General features: G+C 45.0%; 18 protein-coding genes. 7 read left to right on the top strand and 11 right to left on the bottom strand.

All coding sequences use genetic code 11. The features are described 5' to 3' along the window. Positions 1 to 2: 2 nt before the first annotated feature. A complete protein-coding gene (locus LEPTO7376_RS15020; RefSeq protein WP_160148472.1) occupies positions 3 to 1,241 on the bottom strand; it encodes an efflux RND transporter periplasmic adaptor subunit in 1,239 nt (412 codons plus the stop codon). A gap of 15 nt (positions 1,242 to 1,256) precedes the next feature. On the opposite strand from LEPTO7376_RS15020, the gene LEPTO7376_RS26500 reads away from it, so the two are divergent. The 3 genes from LEPTO7376_RS26500 to LEPTO7376_RS15010 all read left to right on the top strand — a co-directional run bounded on the left by LEPTO7376_RS26500 (position 1,257) and on the right by LEPTO7376_RS15010 (position 2,919). Further along, positions 1,257 to 1,418 carry a hypothetical protein gene (locus LEPTO7376_RS26500; RefSeq protein ID WP_160148471.1) on the top strand — a complete coding sequence of 54 codons (162 nt, stop codon included), beginning with the start codon at positions 1,257 to 1,259 and terminating at the stop codon, positions 1,416 to 1,418. A 43-nt stretch (positions 1,419 to 1,461) separates the two neighbouring features. Further along, positions 1,462 to 2,553, top strand: coding sequence for an RIP metalloprotease RseP (gene rseP, locus LEPTO7376_RS15015; RefSeq protein WP_015135015.1), 1,092 nt, complete (start codon positions 1,462 to 1,464; stop codon positions 2,551 to 2,553). Positions 2,554 to 2,661: 108 nt separating this feature from the next. Next, positions 2,662 to 2,919, top strand: a complete 258-nt coding sequence (locus LEPTO7376_RS15010) for a DUF3493 domain-containing protein (RefSeq protein ID WP_015135014.1) — start codon at positions 2,662 to 2,664, stop codon at positions 2,917 to 2,919. Between the two features lie 117 nt (positions 2,920 to 3,036). On the opposite strand, the gene psbV is transcribed toward LEPTO7376_RS15010, so the two are convergent. Beyond that, entirely contained in the window at positions 3,037 to 3,549 is a 513-nt protein-coding gene (psbV, locus tag LEPTO7376_RS15005; RefSeq protein WP_015135013.1) for a photosystem II cytochrome c-550, read from the bottom strand. Positions 3,550 to 4,010: 461 nt separating this feature from the next. Here psbV and LEPTO7376_RS15000 point away from each other — a divergent pair, with 461 nt between their 5' ends. After that, positions 4,011 to 4,364 (top strand): peptidoglycan-binding protein, encoded by a 354-nt coding sequence (locus LEPTO7376_RS15000; protein ID WP_015135012.1) that lies wholly within the window; start codon positions 4,011 to 4,013, stop codon positions 4,362 to 4,364. A 45-nt stretch (positions 4,365 to 4,409) separates the two neighbouring features. On the opposite strand, the gene LEPTO7376_RS14995 is transcribed toward LEPTO7376_RS15000, so the two are convergent. The 3 genes from LEPTO7376_RS14995 to amt all read right to left on the bottom strand — a co-directional run bounded on the left by LEPTO7376_RS14995 (position 4,410) and on the right by amt (position 8,427). Continuing rightward, the gene (locus LEPTO7376_RS14995; protein WP_015135011.1) at positions 4,410 to 5,111 is read right to left on the bottom strand and encodes a sirohydrochlorin chelatase; all 702 of its coding nucleotides are present in this window, start codon (positions 5,109 to 5,111) and stop codon (positions 4,410 to 4,412) included. Between the two features lie 78 nt (positions 5,112 to 5,189). Continuing rightward, complete coding sequence (locus LEPTO7376_RS14990) at positions 5,190 to 6,110, bottom strand: homogentisate phytyltransferase (protein WP_216700247.1); 921 nt, start codon at positions 6,108 to 6,110, stop codon at positions 5,190 to 5,192. After that, positions 6,085 to 8,427 carry an ammonium transporter gene (amt, locus tag LEPTO7376_RS14985; protein ID WP_015135009.1) on the bottom strand — a complete coding sequence of 781 codons (2,343 nt, stop codon included), beginning with the start codon at positions 8,425 to 8,427 and terminating at the stop codon, positions 6,085 to 6,087. The genes LEPTO7376_RS14990 and amt overlap by 26 nt, the downstream gene beginning before the upstream one ends. A gap of 206 nt (positions 8,428 to 8,633) precedes the next feature. Here amt and LEPTO7376_RS14980 point away from each other — a divergent pair, with 206 nt between their 5' ends. Both LEPTO7376_RS14980 and LEPTO7376_RS14975 read left to right on the top strand, forming a co-directional pair. Continuing rightward, positions 8,634 to 9,797 carry a class I SAM-dependent methyltransferase gene (locus LEPTO7376_RS14980; protein WP_015135008.1) on the top strand — a complete coding sequence of 388 codons (1,164 nt, stop codon included), beginning with the start codon at positions 8,634 to 8,636 and terminating at the stop codon, positions 9,795 to 9,797. 24 nt (positions 9,798 to 9,821) lie between these two features. After that, positions 9,822 to 10,922: a hypothetical protein gene (locus LEPTO7376_RS14975; protein ID WP_015135007.1), complete on the top strand. Its 1,101-nt coding sequence runs from the start codon at positions 9,822 to 9,824 to the stop codon at positions 10,920 to 10,922. Positions 10,923 to 10,941: 19 nt separating this feature from the next. Here the strand turns inward: LEPTO7376_RS14975 and LEPTO7376_RS14970 are convergent, their stop codons facing one another. The 6 genes from LEPTO7376_RS14970 to LEPTO7376_RS14945 form a co-directional block, all read right to left on the bottom strand. Further along, entirely contained in the window at positions 10,942 to 12,057 is a 1,116-nt protein-coding gene (locus LEPTO7376_RS14970; protein WP_015135006.1) for a DUF928 domain-containing protein, read from the bottom strand. Positions 12,058 to 12,265: 208 nt separating this feature from the next. Further along, positions 12,266 to 13,294, bottom strand: coding sequence for a DUF928 domain-containing protein (locus LEPTO7376_RS14965; RefSeq protein ID WP_015135005.1), 1,029 nt, complete (start codon positions 13,292 to 13,294; stop codon positions 12,266 to 12,268). A gap of 113 nt (positions 13,295 to 13,407) precedes the next feature. Continuing rightward, positions 13,408 to 13,989, bottom strand: a complete 582-nt coding sequence (locus tag LEPTO7376_RS14960; RefSeq protein WP_015135004.1) for a hypothetical protein — start codon at positions 13,987 to 13,989, stop codon at positions 13,408 to 13,410. Positions 13,990 to 14,052: 63 nt separating this feature from the next. Continuing rightward, on the bottom strand, positions 14,053 to 15,291 hold the full coding sequence (locus LEPTO7376_RS14955) for a type II secretion system F family protein (RefSeq protein WP_015135003.1): 1,239 nt from the start codon (positions 15,289 to 15,291) through the stop codon (positions 14,053 to 14,055). 95 nt (positions 15,292 to 15,386) lie between these two features. Beyond that, positions 15,387 to 16,493 carry a type IV pilus twitching motility protein PilT gene (locus LEPTO7376_RS14950; protein WP_015135002.1) on the bottom strand — a complete coding sequence of 369 codons (1,107 nt, stop codon included), beginning with the start codon at positions 16,491 to 16,493 and terminating at the stop codon, positions 15,387 to 15,389. A gap of 146 nt (positions 16,494 to 16,639) precedes the next feature. Further along, entirely contained in the window at positions 16,640 to 18,670 is a 2,031-nt protein-coding gene (locus tag LEPTO7376_RS14945) for a GspE/PulE family protein (protein ID WP_015135001.1), read from the bottom strand. A gap of 409 nt (positions 18,671 to 19,079) precedes the next feature. Between LEPTO7376_RS14945 and grpE the strand changes: the two genes are divergently transcribed. After that, positions 19,080 to 19,823: a nucleotide exchange factor GrpE gene (gene grpE, locus LEPTO7376_RS14940; RefSeq protein ID WP_015135000.1), complete on the top strand. Its 744-nt coding sequence runs from the start codon at positions 19,080 to 19,082 to the stop codon at positions 19,821 to 19,823. Positions 19,824 to 19,849 lie beyond the last annotated feature (26 nt).

Below are 19,849 nucleotides of genomic sequence, written 5' to 3'. Positions count from 1 at the left end.
ATTTAGGGTTCCGATAGGAGGCTCAATGTAACCGTTTCGCCAGTTTCGAGGGGGCGATCGCCTTTGAGAATATATTTTTCGTTGGGCGCTAACCCAGACAAAATTTCCACCTGACCATTTTCGATTTTGCCGAGACGTACCGGACGGGTTTGCACTTTTGTTGTCTCACCAGTTATCACTGGCACAAAAATCACATCACCATTGGTCTGCCCAACCTCCAATGCACTTACCGGAATGGTGACCGTTTGCGCCAAAACATTTTGTTTACTGACTCGCGCCAACAACCCTGCCGCAATTTTCCCGGCGGGATTTGGAATCGTAATTTCTACTGGGATCAAACGCGCTTCTGCATCGGCGATCGGCGAAATTTTGGTCACTTCTCCCGGAAAGATTTCATCGGGAAAAGCATCCAACTGCACCGAAACAAGCTTACCCAATTTGAATTCGCTGAGGTCACGATCCGAAATTTGGATTTCTACTTTAATTGCGCTCAAATCCCCAATTTCCAATAGCTCTTGCCCTGACTGCAAAATATCGCCAGTCTCGGCATTCTTTGCGAAAATCACTCCCGATTGCGGTGAAAAGATTTGGGTATAAGTGAGGCGTTCCTGGGTCTGCGCCATGATCGCTTGTTGGGCTTTAACCCGTTTCTCGGCAGCGGCGATCGCCTGGCTTTGAGTAGCCAACTGCGCCTGACTCGATTTCAAAACTTGCGCGGCGGTTTCTTCAGCGGTTTGGGCAACCTCTGCCTGTTGCTCGGCGATCGCCCCCGTATCTGCTAAATCTTGAAACCGTTTTGCATCAGCCTGTGCCTGTTTAAGAGCCGCTTGATTTTCCGCTATTTGGGCATTAATTTCCGCCAGTTCCGACTCAGATTCTTTCACTTCGAATTGTCGGGCAGCCAACTCAGCCGCAGCTTCATTCACTTCCGTCTGCAACAAATCTGGTTCAATTACCGCTAACAAAGCACCTTGACCAATGCGATCACCCACTTCACCATTCAGCGCTAATAATTGCCCTTCTAAACGCGACCGCACTGTAATTGTTTTCAGCGGCAACGTTGTGCCCGTATAACTCGTTGCGGCATTTGTATCCACGGCGGCGATCGCCACATCCACTAAAGGCGGTTTTTCTGCCTGACCTTGACCTTGGCCGGGGCGAGACGGTTGAGCGACACTCTCTTTTTCGAGGCTACAGCCCACCGTGAGCATCGATAAACCAACGAACAACCCTAGACTCACGGATGACTTCAGACATTGCAACATGGTAAATATTACCCGCCCGCACCGGAGCATTATGAAAAGACTTTTGGCATTGAATTGCCGCCGATCTTAACATTCTCTTTTGATTTTGCCTGTCGTCCTCAGGGTGAAGCTTTATCGTTTTGCCACCTCAGTTTTGGCGATCGCCTACAATAATCAAGATACAAAGACTTTTAGTTAGACAGAAGAAAGAAGCATTATGTCCGTATTGGCGGCGATCGCAGTTTTAGCACTCCTCATCGTGATCCATGAACTGGGACATTTCTCAGCAGCTAGACTCCAGAATATTCATGTCAACCGTTTCTCTATCGGCTTTGGCCCAATCTTACTGAAATACCAAGGCAAAGAAACCGAATATGCCATCCGCGCGTTTCCCCTAGGCGGTTATGTTGGCTTTCCCGATGACGATCCAGAGAGCGATATTCCTCCCGAAGATCCCGATCTATTGCGGAACCGTCCCATCTTTGACCGGGCGATCGTGATCAGTGCGGGCGTAATCGCAAACTTGATTTTCGCCTATTTCTTACTTGTCACCCAGGCTGGCACCGTTGGTTTCCAAGACATCAATTACCAACCTGGTGTCCGCATTCCCCAAGTCCTCACTGAAATGGCTTCTCCTGCCGCCAAAGCAGGGATGCAGGGTGAAGATGTTGTCCTAGCCGTCAATCAAACCGAACTGTCCACTGGAGAGGGAGCCCTAGACGAATTGCGAGATTTCATTCAGGATGCCCCTGGCGAAGTCCTCACCCTTGAGGTTTTACGCGGCGATGAAACTCTCTCCATTGATGTCATTCCCGATGCTGACAACAATGGTGAAGGAAAAATTGGCGTTATGCTTGCTCCCAATGGTGAAATCATTCGTCGCCGTGCAGATAACCCCATTGCCGCTCTCCAAGCTGGGTCTCGCGAATTTCAGCGTTTAGTCGGCTTAACCGTTCAAGGATTTGGACAGCTCCTCTTAAACTTCCAAGAAACAGCTCAACAAGTAGCTGGCCCAGTGGCGATTGTTGCCGTTGGTGCTGACCTGGCAAAGGACGACCTCAGCAACCTGTTCCAATTCGGCTCTCTGATTAGCATTAACCTCGCTATCATCAATATCCTGCCTCTACCAGCCCTTGATGGTGGCCAACTCGCCTTCCTTTTAGTCGAAGGCCTACGAGGTAAGCCATTACCAATGCGCCTCCAGGAAAACATCATGCAAACAGGCTTAGTGCTCTTACTCGGTCTTGGTGTCTTCCTGATTGTCCGCGATACAGTTAACCTCGCATTTTTCCAGAATTTCATTCGCTAAGGTTGGCGATCGCCTCTTTCCCTCATTCTAAAAACCTTAGAATGGGGGATTTTTATTGCTGCTTTTTTATTTTTTATTATTAAACTCACCTTTAAAACATTCAAAACCATGTCTCAAAAATTCAGTCCCGAAAAACTCGAACGCCTCCGCACCGAAGCCAAAAATCCCTACCGCACCCTCAGACAATTCGTTTATGTCTGCTTTGGCATTTCTGGATCTGTGGGTGGCTTAGTCTTTATCGGCCAAATTTTGGCAGGGCGAGACCTCGCTAATGCCATCCCAAACTTTGGCATTCAAGCAGGGGTCGTAGGACTGATGATTTTTCTGTGGCGCTGGGAAGATAAGAACAAAAAGAAAAACAAATAGAGCGCTTAGCATTAACCGCCTTATTATCCATTGCCAATAAAAAAGACAACCAAAGTTGGTTGCCCTTAAAAATGCTTTGAAAATTTTATAAAGAGATTTCAAAAATAGAATGAAAGATTAGTTAACGGTCTTACCGCCGCCCCAAGCTTCGCCACGAACCTGTGCTTGCACAAGAACATAACCAGCAACATTCTGAAGATCTTCTTCGTTGTAATTTCTCATGGAGTTCCAGATATCAGCACGGGTAGTGTTGGGGTGGAGTTGGAGAAGATCGTACTCACCATCGTAGGAAGTAGGTTCCTTGAGGTAATCCACCATCGCAAGGATATTGTCGCGACGAGGATCAGCACCCTCTAGGTCATCAGAACTCAAATTAACGTTAGGGTTACTCTTTGTACGACCACTGTTGTGGCACTTACTACAGGTGTCGATGAAAACCCGTTCGCCCTTCGCAACCTGCTGGTCACTGAGGACAACAGTCTCAGTTTCACTGAGGCTTACAGTACGGTCAGCTTCACGCAGTTCAGTTGCGTTCGCTACGGTGGTGTTTAGCTGCCAAAACAGCATAACGAATGCAGCAACGCCAAAAATAAATTTTTTAAGTGGGTCGATCCCCAGAATTTTATTCATGTTTTTCCTCGGTACAGCAATAGCATAATAAATCTGTCTCCACTTATTTAACTGCGAAGGCAGTGTTACAGGCAAGATTTTGCTGCTGTTCTAGGTATATATTCTTATGGTTTTCTTGTGCTGAAAATGGCTGAGGCGAAATTTCCCCAAAAGCCATCATTATCATGCCATTGAGCGGAATTTTTCTAGTGAAACTGTAAAGAAGAGCAATATTTTAAGGAAAGTTGCAGTTCTTTGCTTTTTGTAGTTTTAGATACGTCTGGTTGACTTCTTTGTATGAATTGCTACCATTTTTAGAGTGTGATACTCGTTATTTAACGGCGTAATGCGGGCGTAAAACTCAACGAACAGGCTCATTCACAAGCCTTTCGTTCTATAGGGAACTCAATCGAAACTCTTAAACCGTCCGACACCAGGCATATGTAATCAGCAATTTCTTGAGCATTAAGGGTTTTAAGCTAATGGCAAATCTCACTTCTGAACTTTCTCCGCAAGCTGTCGCCGTCATCAATCGGTTAGAGCCGGAAACGCTACAAATGGGCGATCGCAGTCCAGCGGTCGAGATTTTACAGGATGCTTTAGCGAAGTTGCATTTTTTTAATGGCTCAGCAGATGGTGTCTACGGTATTAAAACGGCAAATGGTGTACGTCGGGTACAACGGCATTTGGGGTTAGACGATACAGGGATTTTCGACCACAACACTTGGTATGGGATGACTTATTGGTCAAATGATTTGGTGATTGATCAACCACCAGCCTCTTCAAATCGCCCTTGGTCTCCTTTCAAACGCGTGGCGAAATTATTTGGTATTTAGATAGAAAATAGAAAAACAAAGATATTAAGGCTGTTTCAAAAAGCTCTATGAGTTTAAAAGTTCGGCGATCGCCACGGCGCAGTCAGATTGTGTACCGAAAGGTTTGCCAAGGTAAAACTGCAATCTTGAGTAAGCTTGCTGTAGTTCTTTAAGCTGTTCGGCGATCGCCGCAGGAATTCTGCCAGAAAACAAAAAATACGGCACAACAAAAATTGTATTTAAAGGTTCCTTCGTCAGTAAAGCCACCGTTTCCTGTAGAGCTGGTTCTGTAGACCAGTAAGCAGTATTGGCATTAAGCGAAGCTGCAAGGGTCTCAATCTGCGGATTCGCGCCTGAACGACTACTACCGTGGGCGAGAAGGATACGTTTAGCTTCTGGTCGTTTTTCAAATTGGCGCTCTAGGAAAGGAGCCAGTAAGCCATCTTGTCCGAGATAAGGCAGAGTTTGCACCGTTATATTAGGAAATTGTTCGCGCAGTTGGGCGATCGCCTCAGGAATATCTTCTCGAACATGGACACCGGGCGATAGAAATAACGGCAAAATCTGGAGCTGTAGATCTGGTTGCTCTAGATAGGACTGTAGAAATTCGGCGATCGCCGCTGCCATTGATTTATCGGTGCATTCGAGGTAGACCCCGCACACTGGATTTTCAACCCTTGCACGGACTCGTTCCAGCAAGAGATTAAATTCTTGGCGATAAATATCGCTATAACTGCCGTGGACCACAACAACTGACAACCGTTGCATATTTCCTCAAGCTTTTTCAAAAAAAGAGACGGGTTGAAGATTATAGAACTCCATTGGAACAGAAATCACGTCGAAACGTTAAGACAACAAATTCACAACAATAAACAGAATATATTCCAAGAAAAAAAGTTTCCAAATAAATTGGTAGAAAGAAGTGATTTCGGGTTTAAGGTCAAGGTTTACCGCTTGGCTACGAATGATTAAAACGGCAGCCAAAAGAATATGGAGAACGGTAAACACGAATGAATTAAGATTCGTATCCAATAACCACACACCACCAATCATTCCCGCATAACAAGCACCAATAATTCCGAGGGATAGTTGAAAAATCTTTTGTTTGCCCAGCAGTAACGTAAAGGTGCGAATACGATATTGCTGGTCTCCTTCCATATCCGGAACATCCTTAAAGATGGCGATCGCCACAGTGAAGACAATAATAAAAGCCGTCAATAGCCAAACCGTTGGTGTAATCACCACAGATTGCTGCAAGATTTGCTGGAAATGGGCAAAAAGTCCAAGGTTTACCACCACACCCCGCACTGTAAAAATACACATCGCTGCGAGCAGTGGAAATCGTTTCAAGCGTACAGGTGGCAATGAGTAGAGCGTGCCAATCATTAGACTGCTACACACCGTCACCGTTAGCCATAATCCACTAAATATGCTCAAAATAAGGGCGATCGCCCCAGCCAGAGCAACGATACCCCAACCTGTTTTCGCGGAGAACTCTCCCGCCGCCACAGGCAGATGAGGTTTATTAATTTTGTCGATCTCGATGTCCGTGAGCTGATTTAAACCCACAATAAAGACATTGCCACCAAGACAAGCAATCCAGGCTGTGAGCACACCCCAGCCATAAAGACCAAATAGCTTTTCCGGAGAAGTCGCGAGGAATGCTAAAGCCCACACACTTAAGCTCGTACCGATGATGGTGTGGGGGCGAGAAAATTGCCAGAGCGATCGCCAAAAAGGCTTATTTCGGAGAGATGGGGAATTCACAGACAAACTTGGCACCTTCGGGAAAATTAGGTTCACACCAAATCTTACCGCTATGTTTTTCAACGATGATCTGATAACAAATTGATAACCCTAACCCTGTACCTTTTCCTACCGGTTTCGTCGTAAAAAACGGATCAAATAATTTCGCCCGAATCTCTTCCGGAATACCTTTGCCATCATCCGCAATTGTCACCTGCACCGTATTAGATTCCACTTGACGGGTCGTCACCCAGATTTTGCCAAAGTGCTCGGGATTTTCCTCATAACATTCATCCAGCACATCCATCGAATTCGATAACAAATTCATAAACACTTGATTGAGCTGACTCGGATGGCATTCAATCATTGGTAATGACCCAAAATCAGAGATCACCTCGATGGGTTCTTGACCTGGATACCGTTCCATTCGACGCTGTAGCAACAGCAACGTACTCTCAATGCCCTCATGGATATCCACGCGTTTTTGGGAGGCTTCATCTAGCCGAGAGAAATTACGAAGCGATAGCACTAAATTCTGAATACGCTCACTCCCATCCCGCATTGAGTCCAAAATTTTTGGTAAGTCTTCCATAATAAAATCCATTTCCAACTCTTCGAGCTGGTCATGCACTTCTTTGGGAACTGGCGCTAAATATGATTGGTAAACGTGAATTAACTCAATCAGACTATCGGTGTATTCATCGATATATTTTAGATTGCCGTAAACGTAATTAATCGGGTTATTAATTTCATGGGCAATGCTAGCCACCATTTCTCCAAGGGATGACATTTTTTCGGATTGGATTAATTGTGCCTGGGTACTTTTCAGTTCATTGAGTGTAAAGGCAAGGGTATTCGCAAATTCCTGTAATCCCACTTGGGACTGGCGCAAAGCATCTTCTGTTTTGCGATGCTCATTAATCTCTATCTCTAAATTTTTGTTGGTAATCGTTAGGGCACGAGTCCGTTCAATTACCTTGAATTCCAGCTCAGCCGCAAGGGTTTCACTGTGTTCGAGAGCCACTTGAAGGCGCTCCATCACGCGGTTATATCGCTCGGCAATAACGCCCACTTCCGTGAAGGGTTCAACAGGAGCACGAAGACTCAAATCTTTGGTTTGGGCTTGTTGCTCCATGACCTGCATAAGGTCATAGATTTCGGTATGGGCATGGTGCTCAGTAATATTGAGCCCAAGTCGTTCTGCTTCGGCGGTAACACGGAGGGGGAAGAATTTTTTCCAGAGGCCAACTAACAAATAGCTGAGGCCAAATGACCAGATAAAGGCGATCGCCACACCGGCAGCTTGAATAAATAGTTGAGAGAGACGACTCGTCGGGAGCAACTCCACCTGACCAAATAATGCGACACAGAGTGTTCCCCAAGCGCCAGCAAAACCATGTACCGGAATCGCGGCGATCGCATCATCGATTTCCCAGCAATCGAGACAATATTGGCCGATCAACATAACAGCACCACCAGTAGCCCCAATAATCACAGCCATCGGCGTACTGACAATATGACAACAGGCAGTAATTGAAACTAAGCCTGCGAGAGAACCATTAATCAAAGCTTCGACATCGATATTACGCGTCTGAATAGCCCGGATACTACCGGCTCCCAGCAAGCCCGTCACAGCAGCCATGAGGGTATTCAGCAAAATGTGGGGCACGTCGTCGTTAAAGGCTAAGGTACTGCCCGCATTAAACCCAAACCAGCCGAACCACAGCAGCATGGTTCCTAAGACAGAAATGATCAGGTTCGAGCCATGGATTTTATGTTTTCTACCCTTTTCATAGACACCCGTACGACTCCCTAAATGAAGTAATACAGCGAGAGCCACCCATGCGCCAATACTATGAACAACGGTTGACCCCGCAAAATCAATAAAGCCTCGTATGCCGAGCCATCCTTGTATCTCAGGCGTATTTAAACCGTTCCAAGCCCAATGGCCAAACAAAGGGTAGACCACACAAGAAATCATCATGGCGATCGCCAAATAGGCCGTAAATCTCGTGCGTTCGGCGATCGCCCCAGAGACAATCGTCGTTGCCGTACCGCAAAACATTATCTGAAATAAGAAAAATGCAATCTCTTGGGGATCTTGCCAATCATGCAAAAAATAATTTTGGCCCCACCAACCAGTAGCTGAAAGCCCAAACATCAGCCCATAGCCGACAACCCAAAAGCAAAACGTCGAGACCGCAAAATCTGCTAAATTCTTAACCGCAACATTAATATTATTTTTCGATCGTGTTAGGCCAGATTCGAGGCACATAAAGCCTGGCTGCATTAGAAAAACCAAGCAGGCACAAATCAAAACCCACAGACTATCTACCATGTAAATGCCTTCGATTCGTTACGCACAATACCAACGCTCCCGCGCGACCTGGACTATCTCAGAGTCTTGTCCTATCTCTTTCGAAGAGAAAATCAATGAGACAGGAAAGATTTAACGATTTTTCTCGACAGCTTTAAGTAAAGTTTAATACATCTTCCTTTGAGCTTTTCTGCCATATCAGCGATCTGAAACTTTAACCATAATCTATGACTTCTGCGCTTTTTTTAACCCTACAAGACCGGATTAAAGCCTCAAAAAAACAGGCGATTCCTTTCGCTGAATATATGGAGATTGTGCTCTACGATTCACAACATGGTTATTACAGTGGTGGCAACGTTGATATTGGGAAACAAGGAGATTTCTTTACCGCATCTTCCTTAGGTTCTGACTTTGGAGAACTACTAGCAGAGCAAATTGTTGAACTACACCAAATACTCGATTGCGATCCATTTCAAATCGTTGAAGTCGGTGCAGGGAAAGGGGAATTAGCTAAAGATATTTTGAGCTATTTGCAATCTCATCACCTCAAAATATTCAAAAAAATCAAATATATTATCATCGAAAAATCTCCAGCATTAATTCAACAGCAACAGGAAAAATTAGAAGCATTTACTGAGGAGATTAACGTTACTTGGTCTGACTGGTCGGCGATCGCCCCAGAGAGTATTCAGGGTTGTGTCTTTAGCAATGAGCTTTTAGATGCCTTTCCAGTCCATCGTGTGGTGGTGAAAGAATCTCAGTTACAGGAAATTTACGTCGCTCTAGACCCAAATTCCGAGACTAGTTTCACCGAGACAATAGAAGAATTATCTCAGCCAGCCCTAACGACATATTTTCAAAATTTAGAGTTGGCGATCACCGACTATCCAGATGGTTTTCAGACAGAAGTTAATTTACAGATGTTTGATTGGCTGAAACAGGTCGAGTCAAAACTAAAATCTGGCTATATTTTAACGATTGACTATGGTTATCCAGCGGCAAAATATTACCATCCCCAACGCTCTCAAGGGACATTACAAGCTTATTTTCAACATCGCCATCATAGTGATTTTTATGTCAATTTAGGTCAGCAAGATTTAACCGCTCATGTGGATTTCACAACCTTACAAAGATGTGGTGAAACCTTAGGGTTAGAGACTTTGGGCTTGACTCAACAAGGTTTATTTTTAATGGCATTAGGGTTAGGCGATCGCCTAAATGAGTTGGCCACAAATCCTCAAGATGTGATGACTGTTTTACGCCGCCGCGATGCCCTCCACCAATTGATGGATCCGATGGGTTTAGGGAAATTCTATGTCTTACTCCAGGGAAAAACCTTAACAGAGAAACAATTACAGTCAACACCAACAGGGTTTGCGCATCCTATCTAATTTTGCCCTAACCTAGAGAGCGAAATGATTGCGGAAAATTTTGTGCCTATGCGTCCCATTTTATACCTTGCGATTACAAGCCACGGATTTGGTCATGCAGTACGTACAGCATCGGTAGCTGCAAAGGTACAAGAATTATTACCCGAAACACTGCTAATTTTCGTGACGACGGTACCGAATTGGTTGTTGGCAAGCTATATCAAAGGCGACTACATCCAGCGGGCTAAAAAACTAGATGTTGGGGTAATCCAGTCGGATAGCTTTTCGATGGATCAAGCAGCAACTCTGGCAAAATTGCAAGATATTCGGGAGCGAGCGAGCCGGATTATTGCAGATGAGGTGAGTTTTTTACGACAAAATCGTGCTGGGCTCGTCTTAGCTGATATTCCTCCACTGGCAGCACCGATCGCCCATGGAGCAGATCTTCCTTGTTGGTTTATGGGAAATTTTGGTTGGGATTTTATTTATCGGGATTGGGGTGGTGATTTTATCGAAGAGTCAGACTGGATTACAAAGCATTACCAGACAGGCGATCGCCTCTTTCGTTTGCCGCTAAACGAACCAATGACACAATTTTCTAATATCACCGATGTTGGTTTAATTGGTGGCGACCCTAGTCAAGATATTAATCAACTCCGAAAAACATTTAACCTCACAACACCCAAAGAAAAAACAATCTTATTGACCTTTGGAGGCATGGGTTTAGAGGGTATACCTTACGATGCTCTCAGGCAATTTGAGGATTATCAGTTCATTACTTTCGATCGCCAAGCGCCAGACTTGGAGAATCTTTGCAAAATTACAGATACAATTTACCGACCCGTAGACTTTTTCCCGCTGTGTGACCGTATTGTATCGAAGCCAGGGTTTGGGACATTTGCCGAAGCGATGCGCCAAGGTACTTCGATCGCCACGCTGCCTCGAGAGGATTTTGCGGAAGGAGCCATTATGTTGGCAAACCTCCAGCAATTTAGTCATCATCAAATTCTTGATCCAATTGCTTTTCGTCAAGGCAATTGGGAATTTATTCGGGAAACACCTACTGCTCCCATTGGCGATCGCCCTATCAATAAAACCGGCGTAACGGCGATCGCCCAAGAAATTGTGAATTACCTCAGTCAATAATTAACCACACCATGTTTGATTACTCATGACCTTGGTTCTCCTCTAACCAAAATTGGTCATCTTGAAAGATCGTGTTCAGTAACTGCTGCCAAGCCTGAGGATAATCCGCACGGTAGGTTGCCAAAAGATCTACCGCATCACCCCATAACCCAAAGAAAGGTGAAAGCTGAGCAAGTTCAAAAGCAATGCGACTCCGCTCTTGGTTAAGTCGATGAAGCTTCACTCTGTCTAAGTTGACAGGAGTTGCCAAGATCGCATCCATCTCCTGCCCCAACTGGTTATAACGTTGCCATAAGACTTGATAGTGAGCCTTCAGTCTATCTTCCACCCAGATCAAAGTTTGGGGTTGACCTCCATCAGAGAGAGCAGCTCCTAATGCCTGTCTATCGGACAACGTCAGAGCTGAATCGCTACGTAATAAGGCATCCTTTAAAGCAGCCAGCGTTGTAGCTTGGGTATCTAATCTCAGCTGTGAACTAGCCTGGCGACGAACTGAACCATAAATATAAACATTGGCGCTGTTATCTTTTTCATCACAAACCAATGTCAGATCCCACCAATATTGCTTGCCAACCTCTAAGGCATTTTTCGGTAGTTTAATTTGGACAAAGCCTTGACGACTACTGATATCGTAAATTTCTTCGTAATGCTCTAAAAAGTCTGTTTTGTTCTCGACACCCAAAACGCTGAAATCATCACCATCACTCAGAATGCTAAATTCTGCACGGATTGCATCATTTTCGGGAATATAGAACCAAAGGCTAATTTCTGATGCCGCAGTGTCAGCGATAACCTCATCTCCCACCACAGGGATAACCCCTCGAAATAACGGCACCGCTTTTTTATTAATGCAGTAACCTCTTTGGGTCGGATTCGGCGTTGGTGGCATACCAGAATCCGGAATGGGTAAGTAGAGCTGAGAGCCTGCTCCCACCGTGCCGCTATCCTTTGGCTGACCAATATCCGACTGCTCTGGGAAAAGCGTCAAAACATTACCCAATTGGCCAAGATGATCCTGAGGTGGGGACTGCGTAATCTCTGGCGGCAATAGACCGTTGGCGATCGCTGACTTCTGAGCATAGCCAAGACCAATGCCCACAAGTACAAATTTCAAGCCAACATTGTATTTGTTCATGGAGTGAGTCCACATAAATCACCTTCAGATTCCACGGAAAGAAATGTTCAATACTAATAACTTCTGTTTGATCGCATGAAGTTCAGTAAAATTACGCTCTTTGTTAAAGATTTGATGAAGCTCTAGGGCCAATCTCAATCACAAAAAAGGCGTAGCAATCTAGTGCCACGCCCTATCAAAAAATTGCCATTAGGCATTAAATTGTCGATTAAGACTGGCTGAGTAAACGAATAATCAAGTCTTCTTCTTCTACCGTGCTCGGATCATCCGCAGGGAAAAGAGCCTTCAGCAAAGATTGCCAATCGTTAGGATAGTCAGCGCGATATTCTGCGAGAAAATCGACTGTATCGCCCCAAACGCCATAAAACGCAGACAGTTGGGCTAACTCCAGAACCATTTCCCCTCGCTGCATTTCCAAGGATTGAATCTCTGCTCGGTTAATGCCAGGGTTTTGCTGTGCTTTCGCCAAGGACTGGTTAAGTTTGGCATAGTCGCTGCGCAATGCAGTGAAGTGGGTTAGGAGGCGATCGCTAACCATCTTGACTGTTGCAGAGCTACGGTTTGTGTCTAGAGCCGATGCTAACTCCTGAGCTTCAGTGCTGGAGAGCGATAGATAAGAGTTAGAACCCTTCAGAGTTGCCGTCAATTTATCTAATAAAGCTGCGTCATTGGGAAGCACCATCTGAGCAAGATTTTGACGCTCAACAGAACCAAAGAGATAAATATCAGCACTGCGATCAATCTCATCACAGGCAAGGGTGAGATCCCACCAATAGGACTGGCCTGGCTTGAGAGTATTGTCTGGTAACTCAACTTGGAGTAGACCAGATTTTTGATTGATGTCATTAATCACTTGATAATGCACAAGGGCATCAGCATCATTATTTTGAGCAAAGACGCTGAATTCCGCTCTGACAGCATCGTTCTCTGGCATATACCACCAGAAATTGAGGTCTGTAGAAACTGTTGTGGCGATCGCCTCACCTTCATTATTAACGGGGAGTACAGGACGGAAAAGAACTTTCGTTTCACGGTTAATACAACCACCGCGCTTACCGCCGCCGAGAGTACTGCCAGGTTGACCACGATCGGTATCCGGAAGATTGAGGCTAAGTTGTGTTCCGATCGAAACGCTTGTCTCAGCCTGATGAGGAGCAGCGGCGATCACTGGATTGAGACCAACCCCTAACCCCATAAAGATCAAGAATGATTGCAACGAAAAATTGAGCTTACTCATAGTTCCTCATAAATGTCCGCCAAACGAACAAAACCCTTGAAAAATATCACAATAAAATTAATGAAGCGTGGACGACATTGCCCTTCAATAAAAGCTAAAAATCAATGTAGAGATTAGCTATCGGAAGATACAGCAGTCACGTAAAGATCAGATTCTGGTAACACATGCGCCGCGACAATATAAGGTAAATTTGCACCCTGTAGTCCCCTAGAAATTCTTTCTGGTGTCTCAGGAAAAATGACGAACAACGGACAGACTTGTTCCGCCATTTCACTAAACATGTGGCTCTCATCATTGGGCATTAGCCATTCATAATCTTGATCAAGATAAACCTGCGTATGCCGCCAACGCAGCAACAACTCGGAAAAATCCTCGTCAGGTCGATGGATAAACACCATAATTTCAACGCCAAGTTTGACTTTCCATTCTGGGTCACACATTAAGATTGCAAGGTCGCAGGGCAAAATCTGGGTTTTTGTAATCTTTTTTGAAGTGTGGAGTTGAAGATGGCTCTGAGAGTCCTCTGTCTTGAGTCTGGCTACAGGTAAAGGAATCGTCACCAAACTCTTTTCTGGACGACGCATACTCGGAATCAGTGACAAATAAGGACGATGTTGCTTAAGCAGGGTGATCGCCGCCGACCGCTCAGAATATTGTGCCAACAAAGCCTCATATTGGGACTGCTTAACTGCCATAAAAAACAAACTGGTTCAGAATAAACAACTACAATTGCCGCCATGAGGCCGACACTTACTTTTTTAACCTAATGTCTCGAAGACCTTAAACATTGGCAGATACATCGAGAGCAAAATTACACCAACCATCCCTGCGATGACCACCATCATCACAGGCTCAAGAATACTTGTCATTGCTTTCACTGTTTGCTCAACCTCATCCTCATAAAAGTCAGCAACTTTCATCATCATGCTGTCAAGTTCACCCGTTTCTTCACCAATGGTCATCATCTGAATCGACAAAATTGGAAAAACCTTATCTCGATCCAAGGCAACACTTAACATGCCACCTTCTTGGATTTCAGCCTTTGCTCTATTAATCGAATTCGCGATCACAACATTACCTGCTGTCGCACCGACGATATCAAATGAGCTCAAAATTGGGACACCGGAACGAGTCAAGGTACCAAAAATCCGACAAAATCTCGCCACGGCATTCTTCTGAAGCAAGTCACCGACTAAAGGAATCTTGAGCATGAGGGCGTCAATTTGCCAGTGGCCTGCGGGGGTTTTGTAGTATTGACGGACAGCAAAGAAAAGAATGTTTAAACCAATAAACATCACGATGACATTACCGAAGGGAATTGGAATTAAGCCTTCGTTAGTGCGCAAAAATTGACTGATGGCCATCATTACAAGGGTCAAACCAGGAAGCTCAGTACCGATACTTGCAAAAATGTCGGCAAAAACAGGAATCAGAAAAACCGTCATCCCGAAAAATACGGCGATCGCCAAAAATGCCACAGCTAATGGATAAGTCATTGCTGACTTAATTTGGTTTTCCAACTTCGCCATATCCTCTAGCACTTTTGCCAGACGGTTAAGGACTTCATCAAGCACACCACCTATCTCACCAGCTTCAACCATACTCACGTAAAGGGTATCAAAACATTCCTCATGGGGACGCATCGCGTCAGAGAGATTCACACCTTGTTGTACCTCAGTTTTGATGGCACCCAAGGCTTTTCGCATCTTGTAATTACTGTGGTTTTCTCCCAGAATGCTCAGGCAACGAACGATCGCCACACCAGCATTGATCATCACCGCAAACTGTCGCGAAAAAACAGCTTTATCTTTGACTGTTACTTTTGAGAGAGCCTCCTCAATAAAGCCAAGATCAATCTCCCCTTGCTTCAGGACTTTGCCCACATCTCCATATTGGGCTTCAAGCATTGTTCGGGCTTGCTCAGCAGAGTTAGCCTCTATTTTTTGTTTTACTTTTTGACCACTACGGTCAACTACCTGAGCAGTGTATACAGCCATTTTTCTAATTTGCGGTGATGATCTATGGGTAAAACGTTAATTATTCTAAGAGAAATTTTGATGTGTAGAATACTTTCCTTAATGGGACAACAGGGTTAGCGCCGCTTCATCTTTGCACCGCCACCAAGAGCACCACCAACAAGTCTTTGGAGTTCATCAGGTTTGCCGCTCTTAGCCAGTCCCTCTTCAAATGTAATCGATCCGGCAGAAACTAGCCCCGCAAGGGCTTGCTCCATCGTTTGCATCCCCAATTTCATACCAGTTTGAATCGCGGAATACACTTGGGCCGATTTTCCTTCGCGGATTAGGTTGGCGATCGCCGGGGTGACAACCATGATTTCCTGAGCCATTGCCCGACCAAACTCACCTGGTTTCGGATTAGATTTTTGGACGAGACATTGACTAAATACTGCCAAAAGCGAATTAGAAAGCATCGCTCGAATTTGAGGCTGTTGAATTGGTGGGAATACATCGAGCATCCGGTCAATCGTTCCAGCAGCGGAGTTTGTGTGGAGCGTGCCAAAAACAAGGTGCCCTGTTTCAGCGGCGGAGATGGCAAGGGAGATCGTCTCCAAGTCCCGCATCTCACCCACAAGAATAATATCTGGGTCTTCCCGAAGTGCAGCCTTTAGGGCATTCGCAAAACTCTTTGTATCTTCACCTTTTTGGCGTTGGTGGAAAAGACTTTTATTATTGGGAAAAACATATTCGATTGGGTCTTCTACCGTCAAAATATGTTCAGCACGGGTGCGGTTGATCAGATCCAACATCGCCGCCATCGTTGTGGTTTTACCAGAACCTGTTTGACCCGTCACCAAAACTAAACCACGGGGACGTTCTGCCATCTCCCGCACAATATCAGGCAGCCCCAACATATCAAAATTCGGAATTTTCGAGGATAATGCTCGCAAACAAGCAGCGTAACAACCACGCTCGCGATAAACATTTACACGGAAACGAGCCAATCCTTTTACGCCATAAGAGCAGTCCAATTCCCAATTCTTCTCAAGGTCTTTGCGCTGAGTACCATTGAGCATACTGAAAATCAGCTTTTGCGCTTCTTGGGGCGATAGCGGTTCATCATCGATAGGGGCAAGTTTACCACTAACTCGGAAATAGACTGGTGCTCCAGCTTGAATATGCATGTCTGAGCCGCCCATTTCAACGAGTTGCTCCATCAAATCTTCGATCATTACATCCATGAATCTATCGCTCCTCAAGTATCGTGATATTCAAAAAAAGTATTGAAGTAAAAGTTGGGGTTTAAATGTTTTGCTATCCTCTTTTAATCATTCCCAGAAGGCGATCGCCACCCTACAGAAATAAAGGTCAACCAAGTCCTCCCAAGCTAAAAACGCGGCGTCATACAGTAGGGGCAATCCACCCATTCTGGTTTTAGCTCAGCTGCACAGGTACCACAGGTCAACCCGGTTTTCCGTTTTGCTTTGAGTTCTGCCTCAAGGCCCGAATCGGAGAAGGTTACACGTTCGACTTCATCAAAGGTCGTATAGCCCTCTTTTACCAAATCAAGACTGTAGGCCAAGATACTGAGCATACCTTCTTGCACAGCAACCTCTTTAATCAGATCAGTAGTGGCACCGCTGTTAATCAGTGCTTCGATCTCCTCCGTATTGCGCATAAACTCATACACACCAACACGACCCTTATAGCCGCCACCATTACACTTCGGACATAGGGTGCCTTTAGAGCGTGCTGTTTGGATTTGATCGGCACTGAGAGTATTGGCTTTATAAATTGTAAGTTCACCATCTTGGGAAGCTGCCAAACCGAAGCGACCTAGTTCATCAGCGGTCGGTTGATAGGGCACACGACATTCGCTACAAACCCGCCTCATAAGACGTTGGGCTAGGACACCCAGCAATGATCCAGAAATCATAAAGGGCTCTACACCCATTTCATCCAATCGGGCGATCGCCCTTGGTGCGTCGTTCGTATGAAGCGTTGTCAAAACCAAGTGACCGGTTAATGCTGCCTCAATCGCTGTTTTTGCTGTTTCTTTATCGCGAGTCTCACCCACCAGAATCACATCTGGATCCTGTCGCATAAACGCGCGGAGAATCGAGGCAAAATCCATCCCTTTTTCGCGAATTACCTGAACTTGCGTGATACCAGGAAGCGAATATTCAATCGGGTCTTCCGCTGTACTAATGTTGACACCTGGATGATTTCGTTCAGCGAGAATCGAATACAGTGTCGTCGATTTACCAGAACCCGTGGGTCCCGTCACCAAAATCAGACCAAATGGACGCTGGGCCATTTCTCGCACCTGCTCCAAAATATCTGGATTGGTAATCAAAATATCTAAGCCTAGCTGTGTCGAAGAGTTATCCAAGATCCGGAGACAAATCTTTTCGCCATAACGACTTGGAAGACTGTTCACACGAAAATCAACTTTACGACCTTTAAAGACTCGACGAATCCGACCATCCTGCGGCAATCGTCGCTCCGCAATATCAAGCTCTGCCATAATCTTGAAACGGGCAGATACAGCCGGAATAATCTTCTTTGGTAAGGGCTCAAAAGCATATTGCAATACACCATCCTTACGGAATCGAATACGCAAATCTTTTTCTTGAGGTTCTATGTGAATATCAGAAACTCCTTCCTGCAAAGCTTTGAGCAAAACCTTGTTAACGAGCTTAATCACAGGCGCAGAACTCGCCTGGTTTTCACTCATCAGATCAGCGCTTTCATCGGCAGCTTCATCTAGTCCCTCATCATCACCGAGGTCAAGATCATCAAGCTCAACAGCCTTACGCATCTCGTCTGCTTCGGCTGCTCTTTCTGCTTCTTCCTTCTCGTCGGCTTGTTGTTGAACTTGTACTTCTAAATATTCGTCGAGAATGCGCCGATAATCTTCATCTGTAATTACAATGCGCTGCATTTTGATGTTTTGCAGCCGGAAGAGACGATTGATATCATCTTGTGCAGCCAGATTATCCGGATCAACCATTGCCACAATGACTTCGATTGCTTCGTCGATCTCAATACGGCGTAAAGGCAAAATTTTGTGACGGCGACAAAGCTCAATAGGGATAAGGCTATTGATCAGCTCTCCCATTTGACTGCTATCGATATCCTGGATTTCAGGGTCAATAGAATCAACACCATAAAGAATCTTAAGTTCGAAAAGATGGTGCTTTTTGTATTGTCGAACTAATTCGGGGGAGAGTGCCTTGCCAGTAAGCTCCTCAATCACAGATGTCAGGGGTCGACCGCTCTTACGGGTCTCAACTAAAGCCTTTTCCATCTGTTGGTGGTCAACAACGCCAGATTGGATGAGTTTGTTGCCAAACGGAGAAAAATCATTACGGAGCGCTAAGGCTTTCTTCCGTTTTGAGAGAGGCGATTGAGTCATAAATTGTTACCGGGCAGGACAGCAAGTATCTATTTATCTAGTTGCACTTCAGTACAACAGTCCTGAGATCCTAATTGTTCCCTCAAAATGTCTACAAAAAGCGATATTTTGAGAAATCATGATTTCAGATTTAGTGATAATTAATTTAAGGCTTAGAATCTTTAGTGAGCAAAGCTTAAGCTTCTATCATTCCAATATAGCGGTTGCTTGAATTTTTGTTCCTTTTCCCTCCGCAAGGATCGAGATTTTTTGAGGACGATGTTACATTTAGTAATGTTAATATCCAAACTCTCCTATCTTCGTTATTCTTTTTCAGGCGATCGCCGCTAGGATACAAAGCAAGAAAGGGAAAGTTGTATTTAATAAAGCTCATCTCGTTTCTTAACCGAATCAATTCACTTAGACGACCATGGCAGAAGACGCACAAAACTTAGAGACCTCAACAGAAGACCTAAATCAAACATCAGAAGCAGCATCTGAGGAAACTCTGGATCAACAAAATAGTGCTGACGTGGATAACCAGACAACTTCTGAAGCTGAGGCAAACTCTGAAACAGATCTTGAATTTGGGGAAAGTGAACTAGATGACACGCCCTTAGATAGCGCTGAACTTGAAGCTGTGATCACTGCTCTACAGCAAGAAATCACAACCTTACGTCAACAGCTCACAACCCAAGGTCAACAAGCAGATAATTTCAAAGCACAGTACATGCGCATTGCTGCTGATTTTGAAAATTTTCGGAAGCGCAGCAGCAAAGAAAAAGAAGACATGGAAATGCGGATCAAGTGCAATACCGTCAATGACATGCTTGGTGCAGTGGATAATTTTGAACGAGCAAGATTACAAATCAAACCTGCCAATGACGGTGAAATGACTATCCATAAGAGCTATCAAGGGGTCTATAAACAGCTTGTCGAAGGCCTGAAGAAAATCGGCGTCTCCGCTATGCGACCAGAAGGCGAAGAATTTGATCCCAACTTTCATGAAGCTGTTTTCCAAGAGCCCACAAGCGAATATCCAGAAGGTACAGTGATCGAACAGGTTGTGCGTGGATATTTATTGGGCGACAAAGTCTTACGTCATGCAATGGTGAAAGTTGCCGCAGCTCCTGCAGAAGAAGCATCTAGTGAAAACACTGATGCTGAGACCTAAAGAAGCATTAAATGCTGATGCAGTTC

It is taken from the genome of [Leptolyngbya] sp. PCC 7376, assembly GCF_000316605.1.
Lineage (GTDB): Bacteria > Cyanobacteriota > Cyanobacteriia > Cyanobacteriales > MRBY01 > MRBY01.
This window is presented reverse-complemented; position numbering and strand designations above follow the sequence as displayed.

Excerpts from the sequence above, each read along its gene's own strand:
- LEPTO7376_RS14950 (WP_015135002.1), bottom strand. The coding sequence starts at position 16,493 with ATGGATGTAATGATCGAAGATTTGATGGAGCAACTCGTTGAAATGGGC.
- psbV (WP_015135013.1), bottom strand. The coding sequence starts at position 3,549 with ATGAATAAAATTCTGGGGATCGACCCACTTAAAAAATTTATTTTTGGC.
- grpE (WP_015135000.1), top strand. The coding sequence starts at position 19,080 with ATGGCAGAAGACGCACAAAACTTAGAGACCTCAACAGAAGACCTAAAT.
- LEPTO7376_RS14965 (WP_015135005.1), bottom strand. The coding sequence starts at position 13,294 with ATGAGTAAGCTCAATTTTTCGTTGCAATCATTCTTGATCTTTATGGGG.
- LEPTO7376_RS15010 (WP_015135014.1), top strand. The coding sequence starts at position 2,662 with ATGTCTCAAAAATTCAGTCCCGAAAAACTCGAACGCCTCCGCACCGAA.
- LEPTO7376_RS14955 (WP_015135003.1), bottom strand. The coding sequence starts at position 15,291 with ATGGCTGTATACACTGCTCAGGTAGTTGACCGTAGTGGTCAAAAAGTA.
- LEPTO7376_RS14995 (WP_015135011.1), bottom strand. The coding sequence starts at position 5,111 with ATGCAACGGTTGTCAGTTGTTGTGGTCCACGGCAGTTATAGCGATATT.
- LEPTO7376_RS14945 (WP_015135001.1), bottom strand. The coding sequence starts at position 18,670 with ATGACTCAATCGCCTCTCTCAAAACGGAAGAAAGCCTTAGCGCTCCGT.
- LEPTO7376_RS14975 (WP_015135007.1), top strand. The coding sequence starts at position 9,822 with ATGATTGCGGAAAATTTTGTGCCTATGCGTCCCATTTTATACCTTGCG.
- LEPTO7376_RS15000 (WP_015135012.1), top strand. The coding sequence starts at position 4,011 with ATGGCAAATCTCACTTCTGAACTTTCTCCGCAAGCTGTCGCCGTCATC.
- LEPTO7376_RS14980 (WP_015135008.1), top strand. The coding sequence starts at position 8,634 with ATGACTTCTGCGCTTTTTTTAACCCTACAAGACCGGATTAAAGCCTCA.
- LEPTO7376_RS14960 (WP_015135004.1), bottom strand. The coding sequence starts at position 13,989 with ATGGCAGTTAAGCAGTCCCAATATGAGGCTTTGTTGGCACAATATTCT.
- rseP (WP_015135015.1), top strand. The coding sequence starts at position 1,462 with ATGTCCGTATTGGCGGCGATCGCAGTTTTAGCACTCCTCATCGTGATC.
- amt (WP_015135009.1), bottom strand. The coding sequence starts at position 8,427 with ATGGTAGATAGTCTGTGGGTTTTGATTTGTGCCTGCTTGGTTTTTCTA.
- LEPTO7376_RS14970 (WP_015135006.1), bottom strand. The coding sequence starts at position 12,057 with ATGAACAAATACAATGTTGGCTTGAAATTTGTACTTGTGGGCATTGGT.